The following is a 19256-nucleotide window of genomic DNA, read 5'->3' on the forward strand; positions in this document are numbered from 1 at the left end:
TTTGGGTTATCCCTTTTATCTATCCTCTAAAAATACTTGATCCATTTCGAGGTGCTTTTCCTTTTATAGTCAGAAAACTTCTTCGTAGGATAAAATAAAACCAATGAAAGTGCAATGGTACATAACCAAATTTGCCAAAGATGATCAAAACCAAAGTATTCTCCTTGGTTTGTTCCGTAGACATTTACCAAGATTTTATAGGCTATTAAAAGTACATAAAGGTGGAGTATGTAAAAAAACATGGGTGCTGATCCATAAGTTCTTAGAAACTCCGTAAAACGGTTTTGCATTTTCTCGAAAAGGTATAATAAGAAGCAGCCTATCCCAATTGTCAATAATATAAAGTCGAGTGAAGGGGGATACTTTTTGAAATTTAGAAATGACATAACAGATTGGATAAAAGTATCTTGTTTTTCCCAGGGTAACGTCTCTCCATAAATATTAAATCCTCTTATCACCAACAGTAATCCCAAACAACTCAAACCGATCTTCACTAAAGTCTTCAACCTCTCTTCGGCATTGAATTTCTCTCCAACAAAAAGTGGCCCTGTAAAATAGCCCAAGAGAATTACTCCAATCCAAGGTAAAACAGGGTAAGAAGCTTTAATCGCTATAAAATCATTTGGAAGAATAAAACCTCTTTGATATAAAACAGTCCAAATGGTGTAACCAATTTGATCTTCATTAAGATGAATTGAAGTCAACATATTGTGCCCAAAAACAATTACAAAACCCAATAAACCAATCCATTTGAGATCCAACTTACTCAATAAAGCAAGGCTAATCATACTCACACCAATGGCCCAAATCACCTGTAAATAGAGCGTCTTATAATCACCAAACCAAGAAAAATTGATCAATGTGATTTCAATTAGAATAAGAAACAAACCTCTTTTCCATAGAAAACTACTTGCAGACCTTGGAGTCTTTCCTTTTGGATGAGCGTACAACCAAGCCGACAATCCTGTCAAAAACACAAAAACTGGAGCACACAGATGAGCCAAAATCCTAGAAAAGAATAATCCAGTGGATGTATCATCTATATTAATCGGATCAGAAATCGGCATATGATAAAAGAACCTTTCTCTCACATGATCCAACAGCATAAAAAGCATCACAAGGCCTCTTAATATATCAATGGAAGATATTCTTTTTTTGGTTTGGGGTATTGATTGGTTTGTGCTCATTTTTAACAGCTTTTACTTTGCGAGCTTGTCGCATATACTTCTTAAGACAAAAGTAATGAACACTATAAACTTAGCTGAATGAATAATAGATAATAAGTATAAAGGATATATAAAAAATTAAAGTTGTTCAATCTCCTCCCTACTCAAACCTGTAGATTTCATGATCACTTCTACATCTACCCCATTAGATTTCAAAGACTTAGCAATTTGATGTTTTTCATCTTTTCGAACTTTGTCTTCCGCGTCCACTTTCATAGTCCACTCCAAGCTCGCCTGATCACTAAGGTATTCCAGGTGTTTTATGTAACTTTTTCTATCCTCAGGTGAAAGACGATCTACTCTCCAAAGTTCTCTAGCTTCACTCATTCCCTTAGCAGTAAACTCTTCTCGGATCTCATCATTTTTTAAATAATAAACCCACTGATCTAAAGTGTCTTTTGCTACGTTATCAAATTGGTTTACTTTTATAACATAATATTCAGGGAATATATCGGCAGGTTCTTTGATTCCTTTCAGTAATTCTTGCTGCTTAGGTGATAATGTCAATAGGTCGTTTTGATGTAAACCTTTGAAATCTGTTTTCCCTAAGTAGACATAATCCTCTCCTTGACCTAGGTCAAAATAGACAATATTAATAGAGTAGACCTTTTTAACTTCTTTATACCTTTCTCCTAAATGGAGATATTCTGTAATCACTTTAGAAGTTCCATATAGCATTCGTTGAAAATAATCGTACTCTTTTTGATTTTGAATTTCAATGATCACAAATTCACCTTTAGCGTTTTTCACTAAAATATCTACACGATTATATTTATCAGTTTCTAAAGTCTGATTCCCCTCACTCTCCAGTATATTCTCAATTGTGATGGACTCTTTTAACAACTCTGTCAAAAAACCTTCTAATACCGTGAAGTCAGCCTTATTTCTAAGGAGTCTTTTAATAGCCCAATCAAATCGTATATAATTGTTACTCATTGTTTTTCTTCATCTTTTCACAAAGATATATTATTAAAAAATAGCACGCTAATAGATGCCAGATGAGAACTATGTCTTTTCATAGAAAAAGACACTACTCACAAAGTGCTACAAAACGGAACACTTTGCAATTAATCGAATCATTTCAAAACTCTTCAAAATAAGTAAAATACAATTCAAAACACTAACAATCAGATATTTAATTATTTTTGAACACTTTTTTCATAAGTAATAGTGAACTTTGGTAAGAACAAGAATAACAGTACCAAGAGTTCGTTTGAGTTTTCTACTCGTGTCAAATTAAAAAACTAAAAGATTACCATCATGATTGAATTAAAAAATATCAGTAAAGTATTTAAAACAGATGCCGTTGAAACATGGGCATTAGAGGATATCTCTTTAACGATTGAAAAAGGAGAATTTATTTCTATCATGGGACCTTCAGGTTGTGGTAAATCTACGCTCCTTAGTATTATGGGTTTATTGGATTTACCTTCTGATGGAGTGATTGAAATCAACGGTTATAACCCACTACTTCTTTCAGATAAAAAACTAGCTAAATTCAGAAACGAACATTTAGGTTTTGTATTTCAATCATTCCACTTAATCAACGATTTGAGTGTTAGAGAAAATGTAGCAATGCCCCTTTTGTATAGAAGTATTTCTTCAAAAGAAACAAAGAAAAGAGTTGAAGAGGCTTTAGAGCGCGTAGGGCTTTCGCATCGAATGGACCACAAACCTACTCAGCTTTCGGGTGGTCAACGTCAAAGAGTGGCAATTGCAAGAGCTATTGTTGGTAATCCTTCTATCATTTTTGCGGATGAACCAACAGGTAACTTAGACTCCGTGATGGGTGAAGAGGTCATGCAAATGTTGATGAAATTAAATAAGGAAGGTGCCACTATCGTGATGGTGACACACGATGAACAACAAGCAAAAATGACGGACAGAATAGTAAGAATTTTTGATGGTCGTCAGGTATCTGTTCAAGCTAAAAACTCATTTGAAACTGCATAATTATGATAACTTATATAAAACTCGCTTGGTACTCTTTGAAGAGAAATCCCTTCTTCTCTTTTATTATCCTTTTCGGAATTAGTATGACGATCATGGTAGTCATGTTTATTGGCTCAATCCTAGATACATCTTACGGAGCAAACGGTATTTACAAAGACATTGATAATATATTGATCGCCCAAAACTTGAAAGTGATCAGAAGCGGTGAAAACGGTTACTCAAATTCCTCCTACTCTTACCACGCTTACAAAGATTATTTTTCTAAAATGAAAACTCCTGAAGTAAGCTCAATTAGTATGAGTCACTGGTTTGCTAATGTATATTATAAAGAATTAGGTAAGAAAGTCTCCAGAGAAGATATTGATCATAACTTCACCAAAATTTTTCCATTGGATTTTATAAAAGGTAGAGCTTTTACATTAGAAGACCTCGAACAGAGAAAGCAAGTGGCTATCATAACGGATCAGCTGGCAAATGAACTCTTTGGTGATGAAGAACCTCTTGGAAAGAAAATCAAAACAAAGTCTAGATACTTTGAAGTCATTGGTGTAGTGAAAAAAGAAAATAAACTGAGAAGAAGAGCATTTGCTGATATCTACACTCCTTACAACATTCATCAGAAACCAGATCAAGAGTGGCATGTTTTCCTTGGTTCTAGTATTTTCTATATGAAATTCAAAAATCAGGAAGATCTCGTAAGAGGTCAAAATGAATTTCAGGAAATTGTTGCTTCTCTTCCTATTGATGCTTCAAAAAATGAAGTTAAGAATGAAGCAAAGGCATTAACTGAAAAAGCACTATTGTTTTGGAATATGCTTGATGTAGATGATGAACGTATGTTTAATGTCTATCTCAGTATCATTGCTTTTATCTGTATGTTCATTCCAGCCTTGAGTTTGATTAACCTTAATATCACGCGTATCTCTGAAAGAACTTCAGAAATGGGCATCAGAAAAGCATTTGGTGCATCGTCATCAGACCTATTAAAACAGTTATTGGTAGAGAATGTATTTACGACATTGATTGGTGGGGTGATAGGGATGATCATGACTTTTGGAGTGGTGTCGCTCTTTAATCATTACAGTTGGATGGGAGAAGACGAAAGACTTGAAATCCACTTTATTCTTTTGGTTTACGGCTTTGTTTGTACCCTTTTCTTCAGCATTCTTTCAGGGTTCTACCCTGCCCTAAAAATCTCCAACTTCGGTATTATTTCTTCACTTAAAAACGATAAGCAATAATGATAAAGCATTCACTTCAGATCCTTTGGACTAGAAAAAAGAAAAACGCACTAATGGTAGTTGAGATTGCTTTTTCTTTCATCATCTTATTTTTACTCTTCTCTTTGCTTTACAATAAGTTTCAGAATTATGCTCACCCAGTTGGTTTTGAGACTGAAAAAGTAATGATCGTAAAACTGGACTTAAGTCAACTGCCTGAAAAAAACACCTCAAAAGAGGGACAAGATCAACTTTATGATGCGGTAAAACAAGTAATTGCTCAAAACGAAGAGGTTGAAGAAATTGCTGAGATGGATTATGCTCACCCCTATTCAGGGAGTACCAACTCTACGCGATGGAAATTGAATGATGGAGTAACCTTCTGGCCTATTGAACAGAATTTAAGACCAAGTGCTGTTCAATTCATGGATTTCAATTACATCAAAGGTGGACCTTTTACTTTTGAAGATGCACAACATGATTATGAGCCTGTTATTGTGACCAATTACTTTTACGAAAAGCTTAAGCCTTATCTTAATGAAGAGGATATGTTGATCAGTGATGAAGTGAAAATTAAAATCTTTGGAGTCATTGATTATTATAATCGAAGCAGTGACTTCCAAGATCAAGAAGATATTGCCATCAGATGCTTTGATCATTATGAATGGTTTAAAAATAAACATCAAAGTAATATTTTTGTGAAAACTCAAAATGATCCTAGAAAGATTGAGGCAAATATTGTCAATTCATTAGAAAGATTAAACCCTGACCTAAAAATAGGAATAGATTATTTTGAAGATCTTCAAGCAGAACAAAATCAATGGGAAATATTACCACTTTTTCTAATGTCATTCGTTGCATTCTTCTTAGTCATTAATATCGCTTTAGGACTTTACGGGGTACTTTGGTACAACATCACCAAAAGAAAAAGTGAAATTGGAATCCGAAGAGCAATGGGAGCTTCAAAACAGGATATCTTCTTTCAAATGTTTAGCGAAGTGATCTTACTTTTTATCATCGGTGTGGTCCTTGGAGGTGTTTTCGCTATACAATTCCCTATTCTAGGTGCTTTTAACTATAGTAATACAGAATATTTTATGGGAGCTTTATTATCTTTAGGCTTTGTATTACTCATCACAATAGCTTGCGGATACTATCCAAGCAAACTTGCAACAAAAGTAACGCCAAATGAGGCTTTACATGAACTGTAAAAACTTCCCCATCATCTACCCATGTTTTAAGTCATGAGTAGATGATGGATTATATTAAATAATATGACCAATTCCTATATACTAATTATTGACGACGACGACGCTGTTCGTAAATCCATCGGTTTGTTCCTTAAAATGAATGGGTTCAAACCTATCCTAGCACCTCACCCAAAAGAAGCTTATCCATTACTTTCTGAGTTTAAATTTTCTTGTGTGCTGTTGGATATGAATTTCAAGGTAGAAACTACAGGGGATGAAGGCCTGACAGCTTTAAAAAAAATAAAGAAGACCAACCCCAATCTTCCTGTGATACTCTTTACGGGTTGGGGAAGTATGCAATTGGCCATTGAAGGAATGAAATTGGGGGCATCTGACTTTATTAATAAACCGTGGGATAATGATCATTTATTGAAATGTATCAAAGATGCAATTGCGGTCGAAAAGAATAAATTGAAAGCTCAGCCAATAGAGAAATCTCCTACGCGTAAGAAGTTAGAAGAGCAATACAATATCTCCAATATTATAGGGCAAGATTCAAAATTATTGCAGGTATTGGAAACAGTTGGCAGGGTAGCGAAAACCAATGCTCCTATTTTGATTATGGGAGAAAGCGGTACAGGTAAAGAATTGATTGCGGAAGCGGTACATAATAATAGTCCGAGGAATGAAAATGAGTTTGTGAAAGTCAACTTAGGAGGTATTTCACAATCTTTATTTGAATCTGAAATGTTTGGACACAAGAAAGGTTCATTTACAGGAGCGTATACTGACCGTGAAGGACGTTTTGCTGTTGCTGATCAAGGCAGTATCTTTTTGGATGAAATGGGAGAGTTGGATCTTTCTTCTCAGGTGAAATTATTAAGGGTTTTACAGGAAAGAAAATTTGAGCCTTTAGGATCTTCCAAAACACAAACGGCAGATTTCAGAGTAATTTCTGCTACTAATAAAACTTTACCGGAATTAGTAAAAGAAGGAAAGTTCAGAGAGGATCTTTTCTTTAGAATCAACTTAATTACTGTAGTTCTTCCACCTTTGAGAGAGCGTAAAGGCGACATTCCATTATTAGCGCAACATTTCCTGAACCAATTGGAAACTTCTTATGGCATTACAGGAAAAACCTTTGCTCCTGACACTTTGAAATGGTTACAGAAACAACCCCTCAAAGGAAATATTAGAGAGTTGAAAAACTGGGTCGAAAGTTCAGTACTGATGAGTATGAATGATGTGCTTCAGATCAGTGACTTTGAAAACAACCCCACCAATATCCACGCTTTCCAAAATGACGAGATCAAAGAGGAAATTGTACCGAATGGGATGACTTTGGAAGAAATGGAAATTGTCATGATCAAAAATGCTTTGGAAGATAATCGCTATAAGATTGCTCCTTCCGCAAAGCAATTGGGAATCTCCAGAAATGCACTTTACAGAAAAATAGAAAAATACGAAATTACGGATGCTCAAGATTGAATATAGCTTACTATCAATACTAATCGTTGGAACACTTTTAGGCGTTACTTATACAAACAGACTGGAGAGTCCATTACTCTTTTTGACAGCCGAAGTGGTCTCTGTCATTGTGGTGTTATGGTTGATCAGACTTTATTTATTTGTGAGCAAACCACTCAAAGAATTAAATAATGCCTTAAGGTTACTGACCAACAATGATTTTCAATCAAGACTCCTTCCCACTCCTCACCCTATTGTCAATAAATTGGTGACTGTTTTTAATAAGATGATCGATAGGATTCATCAAGAACGTGTGGAACAAAGAGAGCAAAGTTATTTCTTAGAACATCTTATTAGAGCAACTCCTCATGGCATCATCATTTTGGATTATGATCAAAAGATTATTAAATCCAATCCTACAGCCATTAATATGCTGGAAATGGGTTTAGATAAGATTCAAAATAAAGGACTAGATGAATTGGACTCCCCTCTTCTAAATGCAATCCATCAACTTCCATTAGAAACAGCGCAAGACATACAATTTTCGGGTGGTAGAAAATATAGGTGCCACAAATCTTCTTTTATCTTCCAAGGCTTTCAGCAACAGTTTATCATCATTCAAGACCTTTACTTGGAGGATATTAAAAAAGAAAAACAAGCCTACAGTAAAGTGATCCGAATGATGAGTCATGAAGTAAACAACTCCGTTGGTGCGATCAATTCTTTTGTAGATACGTTGAAAATGTTTGCTCCAACTGATGAGGAACTTAAAGGTGATTATATCGATGCTTTGACGATTATCAAAGATAGAAATGAATCCATGGCTGGGTTTATGAAAAACTTTGCGTCTGTCGTGAAAGTCCCCGAACCTGATTTCCAAAAAGTTGATTTGACTGAATTATTAGAAAATCTTACTGACCTTTATCAAGCAGACTTACTACAACATCAAATTGATATTTCATTAAGCATACCTCCTAAGATGATTGTTGAAGCAGATAAAAGTCTTCTTGAACAACTTTTCATCAATATCATTAAGAACGCGAAAGAGGCCCTTCTTGAAGTAGAGACAGAGAGAAGCATCAAGATTGATTTTGATACAAATAGTAAAAGACTTCAGATATGGAACTCAGGCCCTTCTATTTCAAAAGAGGTAGAAAAGAAACTATTCACCCCATTTTACAGCAGTAAACCTACTGGTCAAGGTATTGGATTAATGCTTTGTAGGGATATTATTGTAAAACATGGATGGGATTTTGGACTATTTAGTGATGAAAGAGGTGGTGCTACATTTGTAATAAAACAATTAAAACAGTCTAAAAACGTCTAAAAACATACGCTTATAAATATTCTAATATCATTTATTCATTTTTTTCATAAATCTCATTAAACCTACATAAGTATTATTTTTCTAAGATATTAGTGCATTTTCCAAGATTATGGATTTGAAAAGAGGTTATTTTTATTTAGCTTTTTAAAAATAACTTGCTGGGAACACTCCAATTCACATCTATAACCCAAAAACTCTATGCACGATATTGATCAGATTACGAATTTAAAATCAGAACTTACCCACGTTCAAAATCAGCTAAAACAAAAAGAAACAATCATTGATAGTATACTTGAAGGTACCATGGCAGGGTTCTGGGACTGGTATATTCAAGATAACTATGAGTATTTAAGCCCCTCTTTCAAAAAAATGTTTGGCTATGAAGATCATGAGATGGAAAATACTCCCGAAGCTTGGATGAAAATTATGCATCCCGATGATCTTAAAATGGTAAAAGAAAATTTCAACCACTACATCAACTGTAGAGGAAGAGAGCCTTATATTAGTGAAGTTCGCTTTTATCATAAAAATGGCTCAATTATTTGGGTGCAATGTGAAGGTAAAGTCATAGAATGGGACGATAACTGGAACCCCTTACGTATGGTTGGATATCATATTGATATCACAAAAAGAAAACGAATGGAGGTTGAAAAATCATATACTCTCCAACTGGAAAAGAAAAATAAAGAACTAGAAAAGTTTGCCTATGTTGCTTCTCATGACCTTCAAGAACCAATCAACAGTATCAAAAGTTTTGCAGATTTATTAAGTAGTGATAAAGCAAATCAACTTTCAGAAACATCGAAACAAATGTTAGGATTTATTTCTGAGTCTGCTGACAGAATGGGTAAATTGGTATTAGGACTTTTAGAACACTCTAATATTGGATTGGACAGAAAAGTAGAAGAAGTAGATTGCAATCGTTTAGTCCAAGAAGTTTTGAAAGACCTCGACAAAATAATTCATGACAAAAATGCTACTTTCTCTGTTGAAGAATTACCCAAAAACCTTGTGGGTAATGAAACTGAATTAAGAATTCTATTTCAAAACATCATCAGTAATGGCATAAAGTTTCATTCTAACCTCAATGCTCCCCATATCACCATTTCATGCAGTTGTTTACCTGAACATTATCTTTTTGAAATCATTGACAATGGAATAGGTATAGAGAAAAAAAACTATGACAAAATCTTTGATATATTCACAAAACTCAACATCTACAAAAAGTACGAAGGTACTGGAATTGGCCTCGCTCATTGTAAGAAAATTGTAGACTTACACCAGGGCAAAATATGGCTAGAATCGACTCAAGGTGAAGGAACAACTTTTTACTTTAAATTACCCAAATAATGAAAGAACTAAAAAAAGTAATGCTCATCGACGATGAAGAGATGTCTATTTTTTTAAATAAGTTAATACTCGAAAAAATGGATAATATTGATAAAAATCTTATTGTTTTTAACGAAGCAAAAAATGCCCTCTTCTACTTAATGAATATCGACCAAGAAGATCAATTACCTGATTTGATTTTGCTTGATATCAATATGCCTGATATGAATGGCTGGGAGTTTACAGAAATTTACGAAGCGATTCAATTTAAATTTAAACAGCCTCAATTAGCCATTTTAACGACTTCATTAAACCCAAAAGATAAAGAAAAGGCCGAAAACCTTACCATTGTTGACTTTTTTGTCAATAAACCACTCAACCCAGAAAAAGTAATGTCTTTATTTAACGTCGTCGGTTCTTAATCATTTGAAATTATAGAGTCACTTCTTGATATTGACCCTATTTAAAAACACATTAATCTTTCCTAAAATTAATCTCTTAATAGGGCAATCATATTTGCTATGTTATGATGTAATTTTAAAGTTGATAAACTTCATTAAGTTTTACTGTCAAAAAACAACTTAATAAATTCGTGAGAAAGTCTATATTTGTAGCCAATACAATTATTTAATTCATAATATCAAATATAGATATGAGTTTAAAACTACGTCTAACCATAATGAACTTCTTACAGTTCTTTATTTGGGGAGCATGGTTGATTACTATTGGTGGCTACTGGTTCAAAACTAAACAGTGGTCCGGAACCGAATTTGGAGCGATCTTTTCTACCATGGGCATTGCATCCATATTTATGCCTGCCCTATCTGGAATCATCGCTGACAGATATATAAGTGCTGAAAAACTTTTAGGTATTTTCCATATTATTGGAGCAGGTATTTTATGCTATTTACCTCAGGTCAATGATCCTTCAACCTTCTTTGTAGTCATGTTAATCAATATGATTTTTTACATGCCTACAATTTCATTATCAATTACAGTTGCCTACTCGGCACTTCAAAAAGCAAACTTAGATATTGTAAAAGTCTACCCACCCATCAGGGTTTGGGGAACAATCGGATTTATTGTAGCCATGTGGATGGTTAGTTTGTTGAAAATTGAAACTTCACCAGCCCAATTTTATGTGGCAGCTGCAGCTTCTATCAGTTTAGGACTTTATGCATTTACATTACCTCATTGTGATATCAACAAAGGGGAAAATAATAAAACATGGATTGAAGCACTTGGATTAGACGCTTTCAAACTTTTTAAGCAAAGAAAGATGGCTTTGTTCTTCATTTTCTCCATGTTATTAGGTGCTGCCTTACAATTAACAAATGCATACGGAGATATTTTCTTGCATGAATTTGATAGCAACCCACTTTTCGCAGATAGTATAGCGGTTCAATACCCTGCCATCATCATGTCGATTTCTCAAGTTTCTGAGACCTTATTTATTCTTGCTATTCCGTTTTTCTTAAAACGATTTGGTATTAAGAATGTAATGTTGATGAGTATGTTTGCATGGGTATTACGTTTCGGTTTATTTGGAATTGGTGACCCTGGATCAGGTTTAGTTTGGATTATCATCTCATGTATCGTATACGGTATGGCTTTTGATTTTTTCAATATCTCAGGTTCGCTTTATGTAGAGTCTCAAACAGACAAAACAATCAGAGCATCTGGACAAGGCCTGTTTATGATGATGACCAACGGATTTGGTGCTGTATTAGGTTCAGCTGTTTCAGGTGTGATGATTGATCAGTTCTTTACAAGTGCTGAGGGGGTTCGTGATTGGCCAAATATCTGGTTCGCATTTGCAGCTTATTCATTAGTCGTTGCATTATTGTTTGCCGTTTCTTTTAAACACAAGCACGATCCTAAAGAAGTAGAAAACTTTAGTCATTAGACTTCTCATATAGGCTTTTAGGAGCACAATTGTATATAACAGCTATTGTATCTAAAAAGATGCAATAGCTGTTTTTATTAATAGAAATATATTAGATAAATACAATTACTAGTTTATACCACAACTTTCATTTCCAAAATTTCACTACAACACAAAACACTCACAAACAACACATTACAACTATCACGAGTTATATTACTATTGTAAATTGTACTCTCATAACAATATGAATAAATATTTTTATTATTTGTACTAAAATTTAAATTTCATTTCTATCTTGAATTAATATCAAAATAACAATACTCAAAAAAATAATTACACACTACATTTATATAGAATTATCCTTAAACAATTCGATCAAAATAAATTTTTCAATTAACATTTAAAAAAATAAATCAGTATTTAATCTATTTCTAAAAAATGGTACTTCAATCCAAGGTAAGAGATCTTGAAAACAGCCTTTCTTGTATTGAACAAGGCACTCGTAAACAAAGAACTCGTTTACGCATGTTTTAATGAAGATCTATATCTGTTTCGAACCTCAGAAATGTTTTTACATAAGTATAAAAGAAGCACAGATGATTATTTATACTTGTATGATTTGTTTCCAATTGAGTTAAATTATCAATTAGAGGAAGCTATTTCAGAAAGGAAAACCAAAGCATTAATTGACTGTAAAATTCTTGCCCCCAATAACAACATATATTCCTCCAAAATAGGAATTTCATTTATTAACAAAAGAATTCAAATTGCTATTTATGATGACCCACAACTATGAAATAATTCTGGTAGATGATGATGCTATTACTAATCAGATCACAAAGATCAATCTAGAAAGATGCAACCCTAGTATTAGCATCCAAGAATTTGATAAGAGTGTTAATTTCCTACACTTTATCAGACAGAACAGTAACGCTAATAATATCTTATTAGATCTAAATATGCCACTTGTAAGCGGTTGGGATATTTTAGATGAAATAGATATCATTGGCCTTAGTAATACTTATAATGTAATTGTATTAAGTAATTCAGACCTTATACAAGATCGTATTCGATCAAAATCATATCAATCTGTAAAAGCTTATATTTCTAAACCTCTGACAAAAGAAAAAACAGAAAGAATTTTCCAGATATTCAACAGCTGTCAAAAAGAATATACCAATCAAAATGCATCTTAAGTGAGTCAAGTACTTGTTTGACACGTTTTAAAAGTGGCAGTATTTAAGAGGTTATTGATGTGAACTATTTCTCCCAGTTTTTGAACGTATATTCCAATTGTTACTTTTTAGTAAAATAGATATTTGCATATATCAAAACACTAAAAAATGATTATGGAAACAGTTACATTAAAATCTCCCCTTAAAAAGCCTATTGCTCTTCGAATCATCATGGTTTCTTTTTTACTGAAAGTATTTATTGCTTTTGGCCTCTATTATGCAATCAGTACAGGAAACCTTGACTTACCCAATGCTAATCCTCAGTTTATTTTATATACTGCCTTTATTTATGTCATAAATCTAATTGGATTAATTGCTACAGCATTGAATGGAAAGCTTCAGATGTACAGGGCTATCATTATTTTTGACTTTATTGTCTCTATTCCAGCTAAAGCAATAATTGGTTTTATCGTTGCCGGATATTCATTCGCATTAAGTTTTCATCCAAAAGTGAAAGCGTTCATTTTATCTAAGTCAAAAAGTTAGGAATAGAATTGAATAATGCTGAAATTTATTGTCAACTCAGAGGTCTACCTTCTGAGTTTTCTAATTTCAAAAACCATTATTCAATGAAATCCATTTACTTTTTAAGCTTATTTTCCCTCCTGTTTTTTGCTTGTGAAAAAGAAACTAAAAACGAGCGAGAAGATATTTATGTCTCACATCAATTAGTCATCAGACCTTTGACTGAACATGTCATATTACACACTTCTTTCTTAGAAACACAAAGCTACGGACGGGTTCCTTGTAATGGAGTAGTAGTCATGGATGATGGAGAAGCGATCATTATTGATTCTCCCACCAATGAAGAAAGTAGTATAGAACTTTTAGAGTGGTTAAATAAGCAAAACGTAAATGTAAAAGGAGTTGTACCTACTCATTTTCATATAGATTGTTTAGCCGGTCTAAATTATTTTCACTCCAAAGGAATTACTTCTTACGGTTCACTACACACTGCACAGCTAGCAAAGAAGACTAATCACACTCCGCCTCAAAAAACATTTACAGATACATTGACATTGAATGTAGACGATCATCAAATCCTTTTAAAATTTGAAGGAGCAGGTCATACGCATGACAATATCGTTGCTTATATTCCCTCAGACAAAGTCTTATTTGGAGGTTGTTTGGTGAAAGCAGAAGGATGGGGTAAAGGCAATCTTGAAGACGCTGATACTACCGAATGGTCCAATTCAGTAATGAAGACGATGTTGGAGTTTCCTGAAGTTGAAGTTGTGGTACCAGGTCACGGAGGTGTCGGAGATATCTCACTTCTTGAAAATACTATCAAGATGTTTAAACAATAACTTAGAAAGCAGGAAGATTTCTATTCAATTAGTTTGGTAGTGCTTCTCTGGCATTGAAGAAAAATGAAATTTAGCTTTTGACTTCAATGCCTTGAATGTTTACAATGCATTCTGTTCCCTTTTTAAGATAATTAAGAGCAGCCAACCCCGTAAATCCGTCCAAATAGCCATCATAAAAAAATATTTGGTAGCAAAAGTCAAGAGGCAGGTATTTTATTTAAAATAAAACCTTTAGAGACTTTAAAAACTGCCATCGGTACAACCTTTTCAAGAATGCATTAATTATATCTGACGAATATCTTCAAAATTGTTCTCTATAAATAGTATTTTTATTTTATCTTGGATTATACTTTTCTAACAAGTAATAGATTTTTCTTTCAATGAAGTTATGTAATGGCAAACCCAAGTAAAAGAAGGAAAGTGAAGTTGTAATTAATTTGGTATTAGTAAAAAAGATGAATAAGAAGTTAAATAAAGTATTAATTGTAGATGATTCTGCTGCTGATATTTTCATTATGAAAAGAGTCATCAATAGAGCTGAAGTTACAAACGAAGTCATTGAAAAATATGGAGTTCAAGAAGCACTAGATTATCTTTCAACAAAAGAAAATAATGAATATCCAAATCCAAATATCATCTTTCTTGATATTAATATGCCCAATAAGACAGGGTGGGACTTTTTGGATGAATATGAAAAATTAGACATGTCCATGAGAGCCGATGTAATCATTTGTATGATTACAACGTCAAAGGATCCTTCAGAAAGAGATCGAGCAAAAAAATTTAAAATTGTGGGTGACTTTTTACTTAAACCATTAACAAAGGAAAAGATATTTGAAATTATCGAACTCAATTTCTCTAAAAAGTCTTTGAAATAGTAATAGAAGCGACAACTAAAATTAATTCAACATTTCAACTTCATAAAAAACTACCTTACAAATCTTTAGCAATTGTAAAATAGAATTTGCTCCCCCCCTCTTCATTTGTCTTAATCCACATTTCGCCACGATGTATATCAATAATTTTTTTACAGAAAGCGAGCCCTATACCACTTCCCTTGTAATCTTCTCTTCTGTGTAATTTTGTAAACATTTGGAATACAGCCTCTCTTTTGCTTTCATCAATACCTATACCATTATCTGTCATACAAAACTGCCAATAGTTTCCTTCTTCATGACAACTAATTTCAATTTTAGGAGTAGCATCAGGCTTCTGAAATTTAATAGCATTTGAGATCAGATTTTGAAATAGTTGCTGAAGGTATAATGGTTGACAGTTTATTGCTTTGGGTAAAGTCCCCTTTTGAATAACCACATCATTTTCTTTTATCAATACATTAAGGTCCTTTTCAACGGTTGTTACTAAACTTTCGATATTACAATACTGGAAATTTAATTCTCGACCTATCTTCGAATAAGACAGTAAACTATCAATCATAGTATGCATTCTTGAAGATGCGTCTTCAATAAAAGAAAAATACACATTAAGATCTTCATTTTTAGGATCGTGATATTCTTCTTTGATAATATCGATAAAACTATCCATCGTACGAACAGGTTCATTTAAATTATGTGATGCTATATATGCAAAGTGGTTCAATTCTTTGTTTAAGTCCTCAAGCTGTTCTTTTTGGGTTGTCGTTTCATGTACAAAACTATCTATTTTATCATTGAAAAATTTAATCATTACAAAAAGTAAGATGACAGCCATAGGACCCATTACAACTGCAAATAACATACGTGTTTTATCTTCCATTTGTATGGTAAAACTTGTTTGATAGTTTTGATACCCAATGATCATCATGATGATACAAATAGCCAAGTAGAAATAACTGAAGTAAGGTGATTTTTCTGGTTTTATTAAATATGATAATGCAATCACAACAAAAAAGAACATTTCGACACCAACTCCACTTCCTAAAAAAAGAAGGAAATAAAAAATGCCTGAAATAAACCCTATCATCAAAAAATGCCGAGCAGCATTGATTTTCCCTAAATAGGAACAATACATACCAATGGGATATATTATAAGAGGGAATAAAAACCCCCAACTTTTCTTCAAAATAGAAGTGTCAATGATATAGAAAGAAATAAAATAAAAAGGTACTGCACCAAACATTATTATCAAAAAAGCATTTGTCAATTGAACTTTAGACTGTTCATATTTTGATAAAGATGGTTGAATTCCAAAATTAATTACTGTATTAATAATGTCCATTTTATAAATTCTTAATTGAGTAATAATTAGCAACTTTGAGGTTGTATCAAATATTCATTTCATACCGAGATCAATATCCTTATTCATTTGCTCCCAACTGACGAGACGGAGTTATTTAGTCTACCTTATATTCCTGGATTTTATGTTGAATCTGATCCGCAATTGATTTCAACTCTTCAACGGATAACCTTGCTTCAGGAAATATCTTTTTAGGTTTTTCCTCATTTTTCAAAACCACACATAAATGATAATTGTAGTGTTGGCCTTTTCTATTCATCAATAAAGTTTTTAATTTATCGATGAAACTTATATTCTCTTGAATAAGAGTTAGAGATTTTAAACGAGAGATTTCAAATTCAAAATCCTCCTTATATCCTAAACTTCGATTTTGTATAACTACCTTTTCATGATCAATAAGAACATCAGAATAACCCTTTTTGGCTTTTAATAGATTCCATACTGATGAGAAGGTAGCAAAAGCACCTAATATTGTCAATAAACTGTAAGAGAATTTTACGTTGACATCCACCTCACCTGAAGTGATAAAAAGGAAAGCAAGAATCAATGTAAAAAGAAGAGATAAACTGAAATATACTCCAAAAGTGATGATATTTTGAGTACCCCACTTGATTGTCAATTTTGAATTCATAAACTAAAAAATATAAATCCCCAATTGATTAAGGTAACCAATTGGGGATTGAAAATATGTAAATTGAAAACTTACCAAGCTTCAATTAAATCAACTAGTCTAAAGTAAACTTCCTTCGATATTGTAGGGAAGTTGGCAATACGAACTTGAGTCGCTTTATTAGGGCCGTAACCTGTACTTACCTCTAAACCTTGTTCAGAGAGATAGGCCATTAAAGCTTTAGCATCACGTCCTTCTTTTACTTCGATTACAATTACTGTTTTAGAGCGAACTCTTTCTTCTTTTACAGCATAATCCAAGTCTTTATGAGCACCAACAGCGGCATAAAGTAATGAAGATTTATAATCTGCTTCGCTTCTGATAATTTTCATTTCTCTACGAATCATATCTTCACATACTTTACCAAGCGTATAAATGGCAATAGCATTTGGTGTGGCAGGTGTCATGTTCTTCGCTGCATTTTTCAACAACGTAAACATATCATGGTAACCTCCCATCAATCTACCGTCCGCTTTCAGAGATTTAGCTCTTTCAACACATTTTTCGTTAAAAATCCAAACTCCTAATCCTGCTGGGCATCCCATTCCTTTTTGAACTGAGAAGTACAAACTATCGATTTTTGTAAAGTCAATATCCAAATATGGAATTGAAGAAACAGCATCAATTGTAATTAAAGCATCAGGGTTTTCCTCTCTGATTTTATAAATATCTTCTACGGGAAATTGCACACCTGTACTCGTCTCATTTTGAGTGATCGAGATCAAGTCTACATCAGCGTCAATGTTAAAATCTGCTTCTGAAAAACCTTCGCCCAAAGGTTTTTCGATTTTTTGTGTTTGATGTCCCCAAGCTTCCGCAAAAGCATGAAAACGTTCTGAAAAGGAGCCATTTACAAAATGAGCACTTTTTTGAGCAATGCAGTCCTGCGCTAGTCTTTCCCATACTTCTGTCGCCGAACCAGTGAAAACTACATGGTAATTTTCCGGTACGCCCAACATTTCTTTCACCTGCTTTACTGTAAAAGCAAAGATCTCTTGAAATGCACCACTACGGTGGGAGATGACAGCAACATTATCTTTTAATGCTTGTTGGATATGCTGCTCTACAGTAAAATACAGCTCACTTGGTCCTGCTGTTAGATGAAACTTCTTCATATTTGTTTGTTTAGTTAGGTGTTAAGTACAAGGACATGTACTTATGCCTCTTTTATTTTCCAATCGGAAATGAGTAATTCATTTGTATCAATATCCATAGAACACTTAAAGTGACCTCTTGGACATTTTTTATGACCGTGTATACCACAAGGTCTGCAATCAAGATTTTCTTTTACTTCCACAATTCTAGAATTGGAGGACAATGGCCCAAAACCAAATTCAGGAATTGTTGAACAGAAAATTGCTGTAACAGGGGCATTCATAGAGGAAGCCATATGTTGGGGCGCTGAATCATTAACATAATTCATCACGGCTCCTTTCATTAGTGCTGCTGACTGTAAGAAAGAAAGCTTCCCAGCCCAATTGCACATATTACCTCTATCTACCTTCTCAACAATTTCATCACAAAGGTCTCTATCTCCAGGTCCTCCAATTAAAATAACAGCAGTATCTTCTGGAATCTTATTGATAAATTCCACCCATTTATCTTTGTGATGTTGCTTTGTATACCATACTGAACTAGGCCCCATTGTTACATATTTCCCTTCAAACTTGGCTCTTTCATAGTCAATTTCTCTAGGGTATAATTTCGGTCCTACAAACTCAGCGTCAGTAATATCTTCAATTAGAGAAAGGTAACGGCTCACCTCGTGATGCTCTTTTTCTCTTCCTAAACCCACTTCATGTTTTTTCTTAATTGAAAAGAATGAACTCAAAGGATTTTTATCAAAACCTGCAGTAGATTTTGCAGAAGATAAAAAGGTCATTAAACCTGTAGAAAAAAAGCGTTGAAGATTGATAACTCTATCATATCTACGACGTCTGATTTCTGCAGAAACCTTTAATAGGTTTTTATTTTTCTCTACTTTTTTATTCCAAATAATAACCTCGTTGATATGAGGATTGTTTCTCAATAACCCCTCATTTCCGTTTCTTACCACAAAATCAATCGATGCTTCGGGGTAAAACTTGATCAACTTCTCCACAACGGCAGTTGCCATAATGACATCTCCGATAAATGCCGTCTGGATCACTAAGAATTTTTTCATGCCGTAAAAATCTCATTTCATAATGAATATTGCAATAAATGGAGT

The 19256-nt window shown here is 33.5% G+C and carries 18 protein-coding genes; 12 read left to right on the plus strand and 6 right to left on the minus strand.

Features of this window, described 5'->3' with window-relative positions; all coding sequences use genetic code 11:
- Nucleotides 1-26 precede the first annotated feature (26 nt).
- Together PL77_RS03850 and PL77_RS03855 are read right to left on the minus strand one after the other, a co-directional pair.
- Nucleotides 27-1187 carry a DUF1624 domain-containing protein gene (locus PL77_RS03850; RefSeq protein WP_044201963.1) on the minus strand — a complete coding sequence of 387 codons (1161 nt, stop codon included), beginning with the start codon at nucleotides 1185-1187 and terminating at the stop codon, nucleotides 27-29.
- 117 nt (nucleotides 1188-1304) lie between these two features.
- A complete protein-coding gene (locus PL77_RS03855) occupies nucleotides 1305-2162 on the minus strand; it encodes an Rpn family recombination-promoting nuclease/putative transposase (protein WP_044201964.1) in 858 nt (285 codons plus the stop codon).
- A gap of 324 nt (nucleotides 2163-2486) precedes the next feature.
- On the opposite strand from PL77_RS03855, the gene PL77_RS03860 reads away from it, so the two are divergent.
- The 12 genes from PL77_RS03860 to PL77_RS03920 all read left to right on the plus strand — a co-directional run bounded on the left by PL77_RS03860 (nucleotide 2487) and on the right by PL77_RS03920 (nucleotide 15020).
- A complete protein-coding gene (locus tag PL77_RS03860; RefSeq protein ID WP_044201968.1) occupies nucleotides 2487-3179 on the plus strand; it encodes an ABC transporter ATP-binding protein in 693 nt (230 codons plus the stop codon).
- A 2-nt stretch (nucleotides 3180-3181) separates the two neighbouring features.
- Entirely contained in the window at nucleotides 3182-4420 is a 1239-nt protein-coding gene (locus PL77_RS03865) for an ABC transporter permease (RefSeq protein ID WP_044201970.1), read from the plus strand.
- The gene (locus PL77_RS30190) at nucleotides 4420-5610 is read left to right on the plus strand and encodes an ABC transporter permease (protein ID WP_052444142.1); all 1191 of its coding nucleotides are present in this window, start codon (nucleotides 4420-4422) and stop codon (nucleotides 5608-5610) included. Before PL77_RS03865 ends, PL77_RS30190 begins: the two co-directional genes overlap by 1 nt.
- A gap of 63 nt (nucleotides 5611-5673) precedes the next feature.
- Entirely contained in the window at nucleotides 5674-7077 is a 1404-nt protein-coding gene (locus PL77_RS03875) for a sigma-54 dependent transcriptional regulator (RefSeq protein ID WP_044201972.1), read from the plus strand.
- Nucleotides 7064-8383, plus strand: a complete 1320-nt coding sequence (locus PL77_RS03880) for a PAS domain-containing sensor histidine kinase (protein WP_044201974.1) — start codon at nucleotides 7064-7066, stop codon at nucleotides 8381-8383. Before PL77_RS03875 ends, PL77_RS03880 begins: the two co-directional genes overlap by 14 nt.
- A gap of 198 nt (nucleotides 8384-8581) precedes the next feature.
- Nucleotides 8582-9733, plus strand: a complete 1152-nt coding sequence (locus PL77_RS03885) for an ATP-binding protein (protein ID WP_052444143.1) — start codon at nucleotides 8582-8584, stop codon at nucleotides 9731-9733.
- Nucleotides 9733-10134: a response regulator gene (locus PL77_RS03890; protein WP_052444144.1), complete on the plus strand. Its 402-nt coding sequence runs from the start codon at nucleotides 9733-9735 to the stop codon at nucleotides 10132-10134. The genes PL77_RS03885 and PL77_RS03890 overlap by 1 nt, the downstream gene beginning before the upstream one ends.
- A 230-nt stretch (nucleotides 10135-10364) precedes the next feature.
- Nucleotides 10365-11618, plus strand: coding sequence for a nucleoside permease (locus tag PL77_RS03895; RefSeq protein WP_044201979.1), 1254 nt, complete (start codon nucleotides 10365-10367; stop codon nucleotides 11616-11618).
- A 758-nt stretch (nucleotides 11619-12376) separates the two neighbouring features.
- The gene (locus tag PL77_RS03905; RefSeq protein WP_082026389.1) at nucleotides 12377-12796 is read left to right on the plus strand and encodes a response regulator; all 420 of its coding nucleotides are present in this window, start codon (nucleotides 12377-12379) and stop codon (nucleotides 12794-12796) included.
- Nucleotides 12797-12949: 153 nt separating this feature from the next.
- Entirely contained in the window at nucleotides 12950-13321 is a 372-nt protein-coding gene (locus PL77_RS03910) for a hypothetical protein (RefSeq protein WP_156152233.1), read from the plus strand.
- An 83-nt stretch (nucleotides 13322-13404) separates the two neighbouring features.
- Complete coding sequence (gene bla, locus PL77_RS03915; RefSeq protein ID WP_044202148.1) at nucleotides 13405-14142, plus strand: subclass B1 metallo-beta-lactamase; 738 nt, start codon at nucleotides 13405-13407, stop codon at nucleotides 14140-14142.
- A 455-nt stretch (nucleotides 14143-14597) separates the two neighbouring features.
- Nucleotides 14598-15020, plus strand: coding sequence for a response regulator (locus PL77_RS03920; protein WP_044201989.1), 423 nt, complete (start codon nucleotides 14598-14600; stop codon nucleotides 15018-15020).
- A 55-nt stretch (nucleotides 15021-15075) separates the two neighbouring features.
- Here the strand turns inward: PL77_RS03920 and PL77_RS30195 are convergent, their stop codons facing one another.
- The 4 genes from PL77_RS30195 to PL77_RS03940 all read right to left on the minus strand — a co-directional run bounded on the left by PL77_RS30195 (nucleotide 15076) and on the right by PL77_RS03940 (nucleotide 19211).
- Nucleotides 15076-16359, minus strand: a complete 1284-nt coding sequence (locus PL77_RS30195; RefSeq protein WP_052444146.1) for an ATP-binding protein — start codon at nucleotides 16357-16359, stop codon at nucleotides 15076-15078.
- 115 nt (nucleotides 16360-16474) lie between these two features.
- Nucleotides 16475-17008 carry a hypothetical protein gene (locus tag PL77_RS03930; protein ID WP_044201992.1) on the minus strand — a complete coding sequence of 178 codons (534 nt, stop codon included), beginning with the start codon at nucleotides 17006-17008 and terminating at the stop codon, nucleotides 16475-16477.
- A gap of 71 nt (nucleotides 17009-17079) precedes the next feature.
- The gene (locus PL77_RS03935) at nucleotides 17080-18162 is read right to left on the minus strand and encodes an aminotransferase class V-fold PLP-dependent enzyme (protein ID WP_044201994.1); all 1083 of its coding nucleotides are present in this window, start codon (nucleotides 18160-18162) and stop codon (nucleotides 17080-17082) included.
- 41 nt (nucleotides 18163-18203) lie between these two features.
- Nucleotides 18204-19211: a glycosyltransferase family 9 protein gene (locus tag PL77_RS03940; RefSeq protein WP_044201996.1), complete on the minus strand. Its 1008-nt coding sequence runs from the start codon at nucleotides 19209-19211 to the stop codon at nucleotides 18204-18206.
- Nucleotides 19212-19256 lie beyond the last annotated feature (45 nt).

Source organism: Flammeovirga sp. OC4, from assembly GCF_000812565.1.
Classification (GTDB): domain Bacteria; phylum Bacteroidota; class Bacteroidia; order Cytophagales; family Flammeovirgaceae; genus Flammeovirga.